We start from the raw sequence: 14,654 nt of genomic DNA on the forward strand, positions 1-14,654 counted from the left end.
ATGTCTCCGCACGATCCTGCCAGCGCGTCCATCGACATCAAGCCCCGCAGTCGTGTCGTCACCGACGGCATCGAAGCCACCACCTCACGAGGCATGCTGCGTGCCGTCGGCATGGGCGACGAGGACTGGGATAAGCCCCAGATCGGCATCGCCTCGAGCTGGAACGAGATCACGCCCTGCAACCTGAGTCTCGACCGGCTCGCGCAGGGTGCGAAGGAGGGCGTGCACTCGGGCGGCGGCTACCCGCTGCAGTTCGGCACGATCTCCGTCTCCGACGGCATCTCGATGGGCCACGAGGGCATGCACTTCTCGCTCGTCTCGCGCGAGGTCATCGCCGACTCGGTCGAGACGGTCATCATGGCCGAGCGCCTCGACGGAACCGTGCTGCTCGCAGGCTGCGACAAGTCCATCCCCGGCATGCTCATGGCGAGTGCGCGCCTGGGGCTGTCGAGCGTGTTCCTCTACGCCGGCTCTATCGCGCCGGGATGGGTGAAGCTCTCCGACGGCACCGAGAAGGACATCACGATCATCGACTCCTTCGAGGGCGTCGGCGCCTGTCGTGCGGGTCGCATGACGGAGGAGGACCTGAAGCGCATCGAGTGCGCCTTCGCTCCCGGAGAGGGTGCCTGCGGCGGCATGTACACCGCCAACACGATGGCCTCGGTGGCCGAGGCCCTGGGGCTCAGCCTTCCCGGCTCCGCGGCGCCGCCCTCGGCCGACCGTCGCCGTGACTACTTCGCCCACCGCTCCGGCGAGGCCGTCGTCAACCTGCTGCGCCAGGGGATCACCACGAAGGACATCCTGACGAAGGAGTCGTTCGAGAACGCGATCGCCCTCGCGATGGCGCTCGGCGGTTCGACCAACGTCGTGCTGCACCTGCTGGCGATCGCTCGCGAGGCCGAGATCGACCTGAGCCTGCACGACTTCAACCGCATCGGCAGCAAGACGCCTCACGTCGCCGACATGAAGCCCTTCGGCAAGTACGTGATGAACGACGTCGACCGCCACGGCGGCATCCCCGTGATCATGAAGGCGATGCTCGACGAGGGCCTGATCCACGGCGACGCACTCACGGTCACCGGCAAGACGGTCGCCGAGAACCTGCGCGACCTCAACCCCGATCCCGTCGACGGCGACGTCATCCACACGTTCGACAACCCCATCCACGCGTCCGGCGGCATCACGATCCTGCACGGCTCGTTCGCTCCTGAGGGAGCGGTCGTGAAGTCCGCAGGCTTCGACGCCGACGTGTTCGAGGGCCCGGCGCGCGTGTTCGAGCGCGAGCGCGGAGCGATGGATGCTCTGGCGAACGGCGAGATCAACGCCGGCGACGTCGTGGTGATCCGCTACGAGGGCCCGAAGGGCGGGCCAGGCATGCGCGAGATGCTCGCGATCACCGCGGCCATCAAGGGCGCGGGACTCGGAAAAGATGTACTACTCTTGACGGACGGACGATTCTCAGGCGGCACAACCGGCCTGTGCATCGGCCACATAGCACCCGAAGCGGTGGACGCAGGTCCTATCGCCTTCGTGCGCGATGGTGATCTGATACGGGTCGATATCGCAGCTCGCTCTCTCGACCTACTCGTCGACGAGGCGGAGCTCGCCTCCCGCCGCTCTGGCTGGGAGCCGCTTCCCCCGCGCTATACCCGTGGCGTTCTTGCCAAGTACTCACGCCTCGTGCGGTCCGCCGCCGAAGGCGCGACGACGGGCTGATCCCGACTCGTTCGGCACGCAGCATCGTCGTCTCCGGCATCCGATGCCCTACAGAACACCAGAAGGAAAGTCATGACTGCTGACTCCGTCTCGGCTGTGCCGAGGCCGCCCGCCCGTCAATCCAACGCCCCCGAGATCACCGGCGCCGAGGCCGTCGTCCGTTCGCTCGAGCTGCTCGGGATCACCGACGTCTTCGGACTTCCCGGCGGCGCGATCCTGCCCGTGTACGACCCGCTCATGGACGCGTCCGACCTGCGTCACATCCTCGTGCGCCACGAGCAGGGTGCCGGCCACGCGGCCGAGGGCTATGCATCCGCCTCCGGCAAGGTGGGCGTCTGCATCGCGACGTCCGGACCCGGAGCCACGAACCTCGTCACCGCGATCGCCGACGCCTACATGGACTCGGTTCCCCTGCTCGCCATCACCGGACAGGTGTTCTCGACGCTGATGGGAACGGATGCCTTCCAGGAGGCCGACATCGTGGGAATCACGATGCCGATCACGAAGCACTCCTTCCTGGTGAAGGACGCCGCCGATATCCCCGGCGCGATCGCCGCCGCATACGAGGTCGCATCGACCGGCCGTCCCGGTCCCGTGCTGGTGGACATCACGAAGGACGCGCAGCAGGCGATCGCACCGTTCGTCTGGCCGCCCAAGGTCGATCTGCCCGGGTACCGCCCCGTCACCAAGGCGCACGGCAAGCAGATCCAGGCCGCAGCCGCCCTGCTCGCCGAGGCCAAGAAGCCCGTGCTCTACGTCGGTGGCGGCGTGATCCGCGGACGCGCGTCCGCCGAACTGCTCGAACTCGCCGAGTCGACCGGTGCGCCCGTCGTGACGACGCTCATGGCCCGCGGTGCGTTCCCCGACTCGCACCCGCAGCACCTGGGCATGCCGGGCATGCACGGCACGGTCCCGGCCGTGCTCGCGCTGCAGGAGGCCGATCTGCTGATCTCGCTCGGCGCCCGCTTCGACGACCGTGTGACCGGTAAGGCTGCGCTCTTCGCGCCGAACGCGAAGGTCGTGCACGTCGACATCGATCCCGCCGAGATCTCGAAGATCCGCATCGCGGACGTGCCGATCGTCGGCGACGTGCGCGACGTGCTCGTCGACCTCGAGGCCGCCTACCGCGGCGCGATCGGCAGCGCGAAGCCCGACACCGAGGAGTGGTGGTCGTACCTCGACGGACTCCGCAACGAGTTCCCGCTCGGCTACACGCCTCCGACCGACGGCCTGCTCGCGCCTCAGCACGTGATCCAGCGCATCGGCGAGCTGACGGGCCCCGAGGGCATCTACGCGGCCGGCGTCGGACAGCACCAGATGTGGGCGGCGCAGTTCATCAAGTACGAGCGCCCGAACGCCTGGCTCAACTCCGGCGGCGCCGGGACCATGGGGTACTCCGTGCCCGCGGCCATGGGTGCCAAGGTCGCCGAACCCGACCGCGTGGTGTGGGCGATCGACGGCGACGGATGCTTCCAGATGACCAATCAGGAGCTCGCGACCTGCGCGATCAACAACATCCCGATCAAGGTCGCGATCATCAACAACTCCTCGCTGGGCATGGTGCGCCAGTGGCAGACCCTGTTCTACGACGGGCGCCACTCCAACACCGACCTGAACACCGGGCACGGCACGGTCCGCATCCCCGACTTCGTGAAGCTCGCCGAGGCCTACGGATGCCTCGCGATCCGCGTCGAGAAGGAGGACGAGGTCGATGCGGCGATCCAGCTCGCCCTCGAGACGAACGATCGCCCCGTCGTGATCGACTTCGTCGTCAGCGCCGATTCCATGGTGTGGCCGATGGTGCCCCAGGGCGTCAGCAACAGCTACGTCCAGTACGCCCGCGAGCACGCGCCCGCATTCGACGAGGAGGACTGACCATGTCGACCCACGTGCTGAGCCTCCTGGTCGAGGACACTCCCGGCCTCCTCACCCGCGTCGCAGGGCTCTTCGCCCGGCGCGGATTCAACATCCACTCGCTCGCCGTCGGTGTGACCGAGGTGCCCGGCATCTCGCGCATCACCGTCGTCGTCGATGTCGACGAGCTGCCGCTCGAGCAGGTCACCAAGCAGCTCAACAAGCTGATCAACGTGATCAAGATCGTCGAGCTCGACTTCGCCACCTCGGTGCAGCGCGAGCACATGCTCGTGAAGGTGCGCACCGACAACGCCACCCGCTCGAACGTGATCGAGGTCGTGAACCTCTTCCGCGCCTCGGTGGTCGACTACGCCGCCGACGCGCTCGTGATCGAGGTCACGGGCGACAAGGGCAAGGTCGACGCGATGCTCCGCGCGCTCGAGCCCTTCGGCATCAAGGAGATCGCGCAGTCGGGCCTCCTCGCCATCGGCCGCGGCGGCAAGAGCATCACCGAACGCGTCCTGCGCGGCTGACCCAGACCACCCCATCCATCCGCTCCACCGCCGTCCGGCACGGAGCGAGAAGAACCGCCACGAACAAGGAGAAACACACAGTGAGCACCGAGATCTTCTACGACGCCGACGCCGACCTGTCCCTGATCCAGGGCAAGAAGGTCGCCATCGTCGGCTACGGCTCGCAGGGCCACGCCCACGCGCAGAACCTGCGCGACTCGGGCGTCGAGGTCGCGATCGCCCTCAAGGAGGGCTCCAAGTCGGCTCCGAAGGCCGAAGAGGCCGGCTTCGCGGTCAAGACCGTCGCCGACGCCACCGCCTGGGCCGACGTCATCATGATCCTCGCGCCGGACCAGCACCAGCGCACGATCTACAGCGAGTCGATCGCCCCCAACCTGACCGCGGGCAAGACCCTCGCCTTCGCGCACGGCTTCAACATCCGCTTCGGCTACATCGATGCTCCCGAGGGCGTCGACGTGATCCTCGTCGCTCCGAAGGCGCCGGGCCACACCGTCCGTCGCGAGTTCGTCGCCGGTCGCGGCATCCCCGACATCATCGCCGTCGAGCGCGACGCCTCGGGCAAGGCCTGGGACCTCGCACTCTCGTACGCGAAGGCCATCGGCGGTACCCGCGCCGGCGTCATCAAGACGACCTTCACCGAGGAGACCGAGACCGACCTGTTCGGCGAGCAGGCCGTGCTCTGCGGTGGCGTCAGCCACCTCGTGCAGGCCGGTTTCGAGACGCTGACCGAGGCGGGCTACCAGCCGCAGATCGCGTACTTCGAGGTGCTCCACGAGCTCAAGCTCATCGTCGACCTCATGTGGGAGGGCGGCATCGCCAAGCAGCGCTGGTCGATCTCCGACACCGCCGAGTTCGGCGACTACGTCTCGGGCCCGCGCGTCATCGACGAGCGCGTCAAGGAGAGCATGAAGGGCGTGCTCGCCGACATCCAGTCGGGTGCGTTCGCGAAGCGCTTCATCGACGACCAGGACAACGGAGCCGAGGAGTTCCTGGCGCTGCGCGCCAAGGAGGAGCAGCACCCGATCGAGGTCACCGGTAAGGAGCTGCGTTCGCTCTTCGCATGGAAGCAGCAGGACGAGGACTACGTCGACGGTAGCGCTGCGCGCTGATCGACCGATAGACGAGAGCGGGCGTCCCGGAAGGGGCGCCCGCTCTTTCGCGTCCGGTGGCGGTCAGGGGCGGGTGAGCTCCTCGAGCACCTCGACGACGTGGCGGTACGGCTGTCCCGTGGCGCGGGTCATCCCGATCTCGCACGTGCGGTTCGCGGAGACGAAGGCGTCGAAGCCGCCCCGATCGGCATCGGCCGCACGTACCTCCTCCGATTCGACCGCGGTCGCGCTGGCGGTGAGCTCGGGGTGCAGCATGCCCCGATCTCCGGCGAAGGCGCAGCATCCCCAGCCGTCGGGAACGAACACGTCCGTGGCGACGGCCGCGGCGATCTCGGTCAGCGCGCCGGTCGCTCCGAGCGCGGTCGTCGAGCAGGTCGGATGCACCGCCACACTGTCGAGCTTCGCCTGAACGGTCACGCGGGGGAGCACCTCCCGAGCGATGTAGGTCGTCGCGTCCTCGATGACGAGGCCTGCGTACTCCGGATACTCGGAGACGGACTTCGCGAGCATCGTGTGGAGCCCCTCGGTGCAGGAGGCGGCATCGCACACGACCGGGAGCTCGCCGAATCGGCTCGCCTCCCAGAGGCTCGACAGCACGCGCTTCGTCATGCGGTCGTAGCCCGCGAGGTGCCCCTTCGACTTCCAGGGCGTGCCGCAGCACATTCCGCCGGCATCCTCCGGGATCACCACGGCGATCCCGGCCCGATCGAGAAGCGCGCGGACCGCGTCCCTCGACCCCTCTCCGTGCCCCTCCGCGCCGAACATCGTGCCGATGCACGCCCCGAAGAACACGGCACGGGCGTCGGACGGGTTCTGGGCGGACGGCGCCTTCGTACCGCCGCGCGGGAGTCCGCCGTCGTAGAGAGGGATGGTATCGGATCCCAGGATCGCTCGTCCGACCCGGGTCGCACCGGTCACGATCGGGGCGGGCAGGGCGGAGGCGAAGGTCAGCGCCGTACCGCCGACGCGCGTCACGGCGCCCCAGCCCTTCGCCGCGGCATCCCAGAGGCCGTCCTCGATCTTCGACGCTTCCTCGGCGCGCAGGCGACGGACGAGATCGCCGGTGTTGATGTCGACGGGGCACGCGACTGCGCACATGCCGTCGACCGCACAGGTCTGCACTCCGTCGTAGTCGTAGTCGGCGCGCAGGTCCTCGAGAAGCGCGGTGTCTCCCTGCTCCTCGGCCCAGGCCATGTCGCGCCGCAGTACGATGCGCTGGCGCGGGGTGAGGGTGATGCTCTTGCTCGGGCACGTCGGCTCGCAGTAGCCGCATTCGACGCACCGGTCGACCTCCTTCTCGACCGTCGGCACGCGCTTGAGGTCGCGGAGGTACGAGTCCGGGTCGTCGGAGAGCACGACGCCCGGATTGAGGATGCCGGCGGGATCGAAGAGACGCTTGATCGACCACATCATGTCGGTCAGCTCATCGCCGTACTGACGGCGGACGAACGGCGCCATGATGCGCCCCGTCCCATGCTCCGCCTTCAGCGAGCCGCCCTGGCCGAGCACGAGCTCGACGAGGTCGTCGGTGAAGCGCCGGTAGCGCGCGACGCTGTCGGGATCGTCGAAGCGTTCGTTGAGCAGGAAGTGCACGTTGCCGTCCTTGGCGTGACCGAAGATAACCGAGCCCTCGTAGTCGTGCGCGGCGAACAGCTCGATCAGGCGCTCGCAGGTCACCAGCAGACGGTCGACCGGCACGACGATGTCTTCGAGCAGCGCGGTGGTGCCGGACGGACGTGCTCCGGCGACAGCGGTGTAGAGGCCCTTGCGCACGTGCCACAGCGCCGCGCGCTCCGAGGCATCGGTGGTGAGCGCCGCCTCGATCGCGAGGGGGAGGTCGGCGAAGTGTGCGAGCGCGGTCGCACTGTCGATCGCCAACTGCTCGGTGCTGCCGGCATGGACCTCGACGAGGAGTGCCGCGTGCTGATCGACATCGATGTCGGCGATCGCGGCGGGCACGTCGCCGAGCCCCTGTGCGACGCGGAGTGAGGCGGCATCGAGGAGCTCGATCGTGGCGAGCCCGAGGTCGCCGAGCCCGGGGAGGGCGGCCATCGCATCGGAGAGCGTGGTGAACACGAGCAGGCCGGTGGCGATCGCGGGACGGATAGGTATGGTGCGGAAGCGCGCCTCGGCGACGAAGGCGAGTGTGCCCTCCGAGCCGATCACGAGGTGCTCGAGGATGCGCACCGGGGTGTCGAAGTCGAGGAGGGCGTTGATGCCGTAGCCCATCGTGTTCTTCATCGAGAACTGGCGGCGCACGAAGGCGACGTTCGCGGGGGAGGACAGCAGCTGTGCTCGGAGGGCGAGGAGCCCCGCGGCGAGGTCGGGATCGGAGTCGCGCAGGCGCTCATCGGCGTCGGGAAGTGCGGTGTCGAGGACGGTGCCGCTCGGCAGGACGAGGAGCAGAGACTCCACGGTCCGGTAGGAGTTCTCGACGATGCCGCAGGCCATGCCGCTGGAGTTGTTCGCGACGACACCCCCGATCGTGCAGGCGATCTCGCTGGCGGGGTCGGGGCCGAGCTTGCGACCGTGGCGCACCAGACGCGTGTTCACCTGGCGCACGGTGGCGCCGGGGCCGACCCGCACCGAGGCGCCGTCGTCCTCGACGCGGATGTCGCGGAACCCGCTGCGCGTGTCGACGAGGATGTCGCCGCTGACGCCCTGTCCCGAAAGGCTCGTGCCCCCGGAGCGGAACGTGAGCGTGCGCCCCGCTGCGCGCACGGCATCGAACACCCGGGCGACTCCCGCGGCGTCGGTGGGGGAGAGCACGGCATCCGGCACGAGCAGGTAATGGGAGGCGTCGTGCGCCCGGGCGAACCGGTCGATCGAGCGGGCGTGCACCTCGGTCGACGGTCCGAGGATCGTCGGATCGAGTGGTTCGGCGAGAGTGATCGACACGGGAGGCTCCTCGGCGCTGACGGAAGATTGTCTGACAAGTGTACCGATGACCACGATCTCGCTAATCTGAGTGGGTGAACAGTCCCACGGATGCCCCGCTCGCGGTCGTCGGCGTCGTCGATGCCGTCACGTCACGGCTGCGGGATCGCATCCTGAGCGGGGACCTCCGCTCAGGCTCGGCGCTCACCGAAGCGTTCGTGTCGGAGGAGTACGCGGTCGCTCGGCCGAGTGCGAAGGCCGCGATCGAGCAGCTCGTCGCCGCGGGCCTCCTCGAGCGCACCGCGCACCGCAGTGCCCGTGTCGTGGCGATCGACCCGGAGACCGTACGCGACGTCTATCGCACCCGGACGCGACTCGAGAGCGCGGCGTTGCGAGAGCTCGCCGGCACGCGCACGGTACCGGCCGCGGCGATCGCGGCGAACGCCGAGATCCAGGCGATGCCCGCGGGGCCCGATCCCGCCACCGTCGATCCCGATCTGCGCTTCCACACGGCGCTGATCGATGCCCTCGGCAGCGCTCGAACGGGCCGGATGTACCGCAGTGTGCTCGACGAGGCGCGGATGTGCATGGCGCAGGTGCAGGGCCGTCGTCTGCTCGAGGCCGGCGTCATCGCCGCCCAGCATGCCGAGATCCTCGACGCTTTGGCGGCCGGTGAAGCAGAGCGGGCCACCGCCGTTCTCGGCATCCACCTCTCGTCGGCGCAGGAGCGCCTCGTCGACGCTCTCGGCGCGGACTGAGCGACGAATCCGGCGATCAGCTCGCCGGGGCCTCTTCGACGACGAGCGGGGCCTCCGCCGGGTCCGCCCACACCGGTGCGGGCAGCACGGTGTCGACCTGTCCGGCCTGGATCGCGCGGAGAGCCTCGGTGATCTCCTCGTCGTTCTCGGGGACCGGGAGGCCGCAGGCGCGCAGCTCGGAGCCGAACTGGAGGGTCAGACGGATCTTGCCGGCCTCGACCGCTTCGGCGGTGGTGCCGGTGCGGATCTCGCTGCCGGTCTGGATCGCCGACACCTCGTCGCACACGTGATAGACGGCGCCGCCGTCGACCCACACGACCTCGTCCTTGCCCAGCAGCTGGATCACCGCGGACTGATCGGCCGTGTACTGCTCGACGGAGGGCGGGTCGAAGTCGACGCCGATGAACACCGCGATCGCCGCGAGCACGATGCCGACGATGCCCGCCGTCGTCTTCTGGCCCTTGTCCATGTCCTTATTGAGGAAGACCAGGATGATCAGGGGGAGGAACGCCACGATGGCGATGATCGCGCCGAGCTGATTCTGCACGAAGAAGCGCACGGTGTCGGATCTCCGCGCGGGATCCAGGCGATTGGCCTTCTTCCAGAGCACCGACCCGGTGATCGAGAGTGCGGCGATGACGACGAGCAGCACGAGCAGCGCGATGAACGCCCACTGCGGGAACTGCGCCGTGACGCCCTGCTCCTCGAGCAGACCGGTGTCGGGGTCGCGGACGAACGTGCCGTCCTCGCCGACGAACACGCGCTGACGGAGCAACCAGAAGATGCCGACGGCCTCACCGACGATCGCGAGGAGCCACAGCGCTCCGGCGATCCAGCGGAAGCGTGTGGCCTTCGCCTTCGCTTCGGGGGTCGGCTTCCAGTTCGCGGGCGGTTCGACACCCTCTGCATTCGTTGTGCGCTGCTCAGCCACGATGGCCCCCTCCTCGGTCGTGACGCCGAGCCTAGTGGACGAGGTGTCCTACGCTGGAGACATGACCTCCGATTCCGATGACGCCCTGAACTGGGACGGGGATGAGGACGCGTCGCTCGCGCGTCCGGCTCCGGTGAAGCGCGAGAAGATCGCCGCCGAAACGCCCGCCCCCGTCATCGCCGATCGCGTCGAGGGTCCGTCGCAGGACGCCGCGCCCCTCGGGGACGACCGAGCGGAAGAGGAGGACGAGCGCGCACCGCTGAGCACGGCGATGCTGCTCATCACGGGTGTCGTCGGTGGTGTGTACCTCCTGTACTCGATCGGCTGGGTGGTCGGTGGTCTGCGGCTCAAGCCGCTCGCCAACTTCTTCGTCGCCGACGAGATGTTCGTCCCGTGGTTCGTGCTGGCGGTCGCCGCACCCGCGCTGTGGTTCCTGGCCACGTGGGTGCTCACCCGCGGGCGGGCGTCGTGGGTGCGGGCATCCCTTCTCCTGCTCGGTGTCGTGCTCCTCGTGCCGTGGCCGTTCGTGACCGTGGGGGTGATCGGAGCATGAGCGCCGAGCAGAGCATCGACAGCGCGCGCACCTCGCCGCGCTGGATCACCGGCCTCGTCCTGGGGCTGGCCGGGCTGTTCTACGCCTACGCGGTGTGGAACGCCATCGCCCATCTCATCCGGATGGCGCAGGGTGGGCTGACCGCTGGGGGGTGGATCACGCTGTTGTTCGGCGTCGTGTTCCCCGCGATCGTCTTCGTGTTCGCCTCCGCGATCGGACGTCGGCGCCGCGCGGGCGAACTCGCGCTGGCGCTGCTCGCCGGCCTCGGGATCGTGGCGGTGTTCTGGCTCTGCGTGCTGTCGTTGAGCCTCGGACTCATCGCCGCCTGACGGGCGTCACACGGTAAAGCCGAGCGATCCCCTCGGGTACAGTGGAGGAGATCGCGCCCCCGAAGGCGTGCGGCGCATCGGCCCCTATTGTGTTGCCCCGAAGGATCCACTGTGCCGAAGCCCGTAGTGCTCATCGCCGAAGTTCTCTCTCCTGCCACGATCGAGGCCCTGGGCCCGGACTTCGATGTCCGCAATGTCGACGGCACCGATCGCGAGGCGCTGTTCTCGGCGCTGTCGGAGGCGGATGCCGTGCTCGTGCGCTCGGCGACGCAGATCGATGAAGAGGCGCTGACGCACGCGCCGAAGCTGAAGGTCGTCGCCCGCGCCGGCGTCGGACTCGACAACGTCGACATCAAGGCGGCCACCGCGGCCGGCGTCATGGTCGTCAACGCGCCGACCTCCAACATCGTCTCGGCCGCCGAACTCACCGTCGGTCACATCCTCAGCCTCGCGCGCCGCATCCCCGCCGCGCACGCCTCGCTGTCGGCCGGGGCCTGGAGGCGCAGCTCCTTCACCGGAGCGGAGCTCTTCGAGAAGACCGTCGGCATCGTCGGCCTCGGCCGCATCGGCGCGCTGGTCGCCGCGCGTCTGGCCGCGTTCGACATGCGCGTCGTCGCCTACGACCCCTACGTCACCTCGGCGCGTGCGCAGCAGCTCGGTGTGCAGCTCCTCTCGCTCGACGAGCTCGTCGCCGAGTCGGACTTCCTCACGATCCACATGCCGAAGACGCCCGAGACCACGGGGATGATCGGTGCGGAGCAGTTCAAGGCCATGAAGCCGACCGCCTTCGTCGTGAACGTCGCGCGTGGGGGGCTCATCGACGAGGAGGCTCTGCGCGAGGCGCTCGTCGCGGGCGAGATCGCCGGCGCCGGCCTTGACGTCTTCACGTCCGAGCCTCCGGTCGAGGGCGGGAGCGCCCACGCGCTCCTCGACCTCCCGAACGTCGTCGTCACCCCGCACCTCGGTGCCAGCACCGAGGAGGCGCAAGAGAAGGCCGGTGTCTCGGTCGCCCGCTCGGTGCGCCTCGCCCTCGGTGGCGACCTGGTGCCCGACGCGGTGAACGTCGCCGGTGGTGTCATCGACCCGTACGTGCGCCCCGGCATCTCGCTCGTCGAGAAGCTCGGCCAGATCTTCGCCGCTCTCGCGACGTCGCCGCTCACGAGCCTCGATGTCGAGGTGCACGGCGAGCTGAACGACTACGACGTGAGCGTCCTCAAGCTCGCGGCTCTCAAGGGCGTCTTCACGAACATCGTGAGCGAGACGGTGTCGTACGTCAACGCTCCGCTGCTCGCCGAGCAGCGCGGCATCGCGGTGCGTCTGCTCAAGGACGACGTCAGCGCCGAGTACCGCAACGTCATCACCCTCACCGGTGCTCTCTCCGATGGTTCGCAGCTCTCGGTGTCGGGTACGCTCACCGGCCCGAAGCAGGCCGAGAAGCTGGTCGGCATCAACGACCACGCACTCGAGCTCCCGATCGAGAAGCACCACGTCGTCATGCTCTACACCGACCGTCCCGGAATCGTCGCGGTCTACGGGCAGAAGTTCGGCGAGGCCGGCATCAACATCGCCGGCATGCAGATCGCCCGCGAGGCCGCCGGTGCCCAGGCGCTGAGCGTTCTCACGCTGGACTCGCCGGTCTCCGACGAACTGCTCGACGACGTGCGCGATGCGATCGACGCCGACCTGTTCCGTCAGATCGAGATCACCGACATCTGATCACGGCGGGGTGTTCGAGGGCGGGGCGCGCGAGCGCCTCGCCCTTCGTCGTCGACGGGATGCCGATCACGGAGCCGTCGTGCCGAGGACGAGCGCGATCAGTGCGGAGAGTTCGTCGGGCCGGGGGACGAGATGCTCGGAGCCGTTCACGTCGAGGGAGTTGTTGAAGTAGAGGCCGTCGCTGAGCAGCATGACGAGGTCGAGCCCTGCCTGGTCGCGCACGTGCGGACGGATGGTGTCCTCCCAGCGCCTGCGCGAGTCCCGAAGGGCGTCCGCAGCGGCGACCGAGCCGCCCTGGGCGAGCCGTGAAGCGGTGACCAGCGCACGGTCGAGCGCGTCGTCCTCCATGACGGAGGTGCGGATGTAGTACGACACGGGGCCTTCGTCGGCGGCGTTCATGCGTGCGAGGTCGGCGGTCGTCAACTCCTCCAGGCGCTGCAGGAGCCCGGCGACGAGCTCGTCTTTCGATCCGAAATGGTAGAGCAGACCGCCCTTCGAGACGCCGGCGGCCTTGGCTGTCGCCTCGATGGTGGCGGCCCGCTCGCCCTCGGTGAGGACGAGCTCTTCGAAGGCGTCGAGCACACGCTCGCGGGCGAGGGGTGGTCGGGGCATCGGGTCCTCTGCTCAGTCGATCAGGGCGGGTTCTGTTACTATACCAGCCGGACGGTTTAGTAATGCCGCCGCAGAAAGTGAGAGGTGTGACATGACCCGGACCGCGTCGATCCCGACGGCAGGAACGGATGCCCCCCGCGTTGGAGCCCGCGGATGGGCCGCGCTCATCGTGCTGATGCTGCCCGTGCTGCTGGTTTCAGTCGACAATACGGTGCTCAGCTTCGCGCTGCCCGAGATCTCCATCGCGCTCGCGCCCTCCGGTGCCGAGCAGTTGTGGATCATCGACGTCTACCCGCTCGTGCTCGCGGGACTCCTCGTGACGATGGGAACGCTGGGCGACCGGTTCGGCCGCCGCAGGATGCTGTTGATCGGCGCGAGCGGATTCGCCGCGGTGTCGGTGCTCGCCGCCTTCGCCCCGACCGCCGGTCTGCTCATCGCCGCCCGTGCGCTGCTGGGATTCTTCGGCGCGATGCTGATGCCCTCGACCCTCTCGCTGCTGCGGTCGATCTTCGTGAACCGCGATCAGCGTCGGCTCGCGATCGCCGTGTGGGCCTCCGCGTTCTCGGCGGGCTCCGCGCTCGGACCGATCGTCGGCGGGTTCCTGCTCGAGCACTTCAGCTGGGGCTCGGTGTTCCTCATCGCCGTCCCGGTGCTCATCCCGCTCCTCATCGCCGCGCCGCTGCTCGTTCCCGAGAGCCGCGACCCGAACCCCGGACGCATCGATCTGCTCAGCATCGCCCTGTCGATGGCCGCGATGATCCCGGTCGTCTACGCGATCAAGTCGCTCGCGGTCGACGGACCCTCGGTCGTCGCCGGTGCATGGGCGCTGCTCGGGGTCGTGATGGGCGTGCTGTTCGTGCGCCGCCAGCTCCGCGCGGAGATCCCGATGCTCGACATGGCGCTCTTCCGGCGCGGCACCTTCTCGGGGGCGATCCTGGTGAACCTCCTCAGCGTCGTCGCGCTCGTCGGATTCCTGTACTTCGTGTCGCAGCATCTGCAGCTCGTGCTCGGCCTGTCGCCGATGATGGCCGGTCTGGCCCTCGTGCCCGGCATGGCCGTGATGATCGTCGCGGGGCTCGGCGTGGTGCCGATCTCGCGACGCGTGGCGCCCCACCTCGTCGTGCCGATCGGTCTCGCGTTCTCGGTGGCGGGGTACCTGATCGTGGCGTTCACGACCCACGAGCACGGTGTCGCTCCGCTCATCATCGCCTTCGTGGTGCTCGGCATCGGCATCGGCGCCGCCGAGACGATCTCCAACGAGCTGATCCTCTCGAGCGCGCCGGCCGAGAAGGCGGGCGCGGCCAGCGCGGTCTCGGAGACCGCGTACGAACTCGGTGCGGTGCTCGGCACCGCGGTGCTGGGCGGCATCATCACCGCGTTCTACCGCGCTGCGATCGTGCTTCCGGCGGGGCTGCCCACGGAGACGGCGGATGCCGCGCGCGAGACGCTCGCCGGTGCCTACACCGCCTCGAACGAGCTCTCGGGCACGCTGGGCGACGAGCTGTGGCAAGCGGCCGCTGACGCCTTCGGCTCGGGTGTCTTCATCACCTCGCTCATCGGCGCGGGACTCGTCGTGGTCGCGGGCGTCATCGCCGCCGTCACACTGCGCACGCGCACCCCGCGCTGACCAGTACGCTGGGGGAACCGAGCCGTCGACACCGACTCG

12 protein-coding genes are annotated in these 14,654 nt (G+C 68.8%); 9 read left to right on the forward strand and 3 right to left on the reverse strand.

Annotated elements, in window-relative coordinates; translation table 11 throughout:
* The 4 genes from ilvD to ilvC all read left to right on the forward strand — a co-directional run bounded on the left by ilvD (position 1) and on the right by ilvC (position 5,212).
* Positions 1-1,716, forward strand: a complete 1,716-nt coding sequence (ilvD, locus tag KV396_RS13525; protein ID WP_247956034.1) for a dihydroxy-acid dehydratase — start codon at positions 1-3, stop codon at positions 1,714-1,716.
* Between the two features lie 72 nt (positions 1,717-1,788).
* Positions 1,789-3,591, forward strand: a complete 1,803-nt coding sequence (locus KV396_RS13530; RefSeq protein ID WP_247622668.1) for an acetolactate synthase large subunit — start codon at positions 1,789-1,791, stop codon at positions 3,589-3,591.
* Positions 3,592-3,593: 2 nt separating this feature from the next.
* A complete protein-coding gene (gene ilvN, locus KV396_RS13535) occupies positions 3,594-4,103 on the forward strand; it encodes an acetolactate synthase small subunit (protein ID WP_247622667.1) in 510 nt (169 codons plus the stop codon).
* 80 nt (positions 4,104-4,183) lie between these two features.
* On the forward strand, positions 4,184-5,212 hold the full coding sequence (ilvC, locus tag KV396_RS13540; protein ID WP_247956035.1) for a ketol-acid reductoisomerase: 1,029 nt from the start codon (positions 4,184-4,186) through the stop codon (positions 5,210-5,212).
* 63 nt (positions 5,213-5,275) lie between these two features.
* Here the strand turns inward: ilvC and KV396_RS13545 are convergent, their stop codons facing one another.
* Entirely contained in the window at positions 5,276-8,110 is a 2,835-nt protein-coding gene (locus KV396_RS13545) for an FAD-binding and (Fe-S)-binding domain-containing protein (RefSeq protein ID WP_247956036.1), read from the reverse strand.
* Between the two features lie 74 nt (positions 8,111-8,184).
* On the opposite strand from KV396_RS13545, the gene KV396_RS13550 reads away from it, so the two are divergent.
* Entirely contained in the window at positions 8,185-8,847 is a 663-nt protein-coding gene (locus tag KV396_RS13550) for a GntR family transcriptional regulator (RefSeq protein ID WP_247956037.1), read from the forward strand.
* 16 nt (positions 8,848-8,863) lie between these two features.
* Here the strand turns inward: KV396_RS13550 and KV396_RS13555 are convergent, their stop codons facing one another.
* Entirely contained in the window at positions 8,864-9,778 is a 915-nt protein-coding gene (locus KV396_RS13555; protein WP_247956038.1) for a hypothetical protein, read from the reverse strand.
* A gap of 61 nt (positions 9,779-9,839) precedes the next feature.
* On the opposite strand from KV396_RS13555, the gene KV396_RS13560 reads away from it, so the two are divergent.
* The 3 genes from KV396_RS13560 (at position 9,840) to serA (ending at position 12,376) form a co-directional block, all read left to right on the forward strand.
* Positions 9,840-10,331 (forward strand): hypothetical protein, encoded by a 492-nt coding sequence (locus KV396_RS13560; protein ID WP_247956039.1) that lies wholly within the window; start codon positions 9,840-9,842, stop codon positions 10,329-10,331.
* Complete coding sequence (locus KV396_RS13565; RefSeq protein WP_247956040.1) at positions 10,328-10,660, forward strand: hypothetical protein; 333 nt, start codon at positions 10,328-10,330, stop codon at positions 10,658-10,660. Before KV396_RS13560 ends, KV396_RS13565 begins: the two co-directional genes overlap by 4 nt.
* A 111-nt stretch (positions 10,661-10,771) precedes the next feature.
* A complete protein-coding gene (serA, locus tag KV396_RS13570) occupies positions 10,772-12,376 on the forward strand; it encodes a phosphoglycerate dehydrogenase (protein WP_247956041.1) in 1,605 nt (534 codons plus the stop codon).
* Between the two features lie 66 nt (positions 12,377-12,442).
* Here serA and KV396_RS13575 read toward each other — a convergent pair whose 3' ends face one another.
* Entirely contained in the window at positions 12,443-12,988 is a 546-nt protein-coding gene (locus tag KV396_RS13575; protein ID WP_247956042.1) for a TetR/AcrR family transcriptional regulator, read from the reverse strand.
* 91 nt (positions 12,989-13,079) lie between these two features.
* On the opposite strand from KV396_RS13575, the gene KV396_RS13580 reads away from it, so the two are divergent.
* Entirely contained in the window at positions 13,080-14,615 is a 1,536-nt protein-coding gene (locus KV396_RS13580) for an MFS transporter (protein ID WP_247956043.1), read from the forward strand.
* Positions 14,616-14,654: the final 39 nt, after the last annotated feature.

This window comes from Microbacterium galbinum (assembly GCF_023101185.1).
Lineage (GTDB): Bacteria > Actinomycetota > Actinomycetes > Actinomycetales > Microbacteriaceae > Microbacterium > Microbacterium galbinum.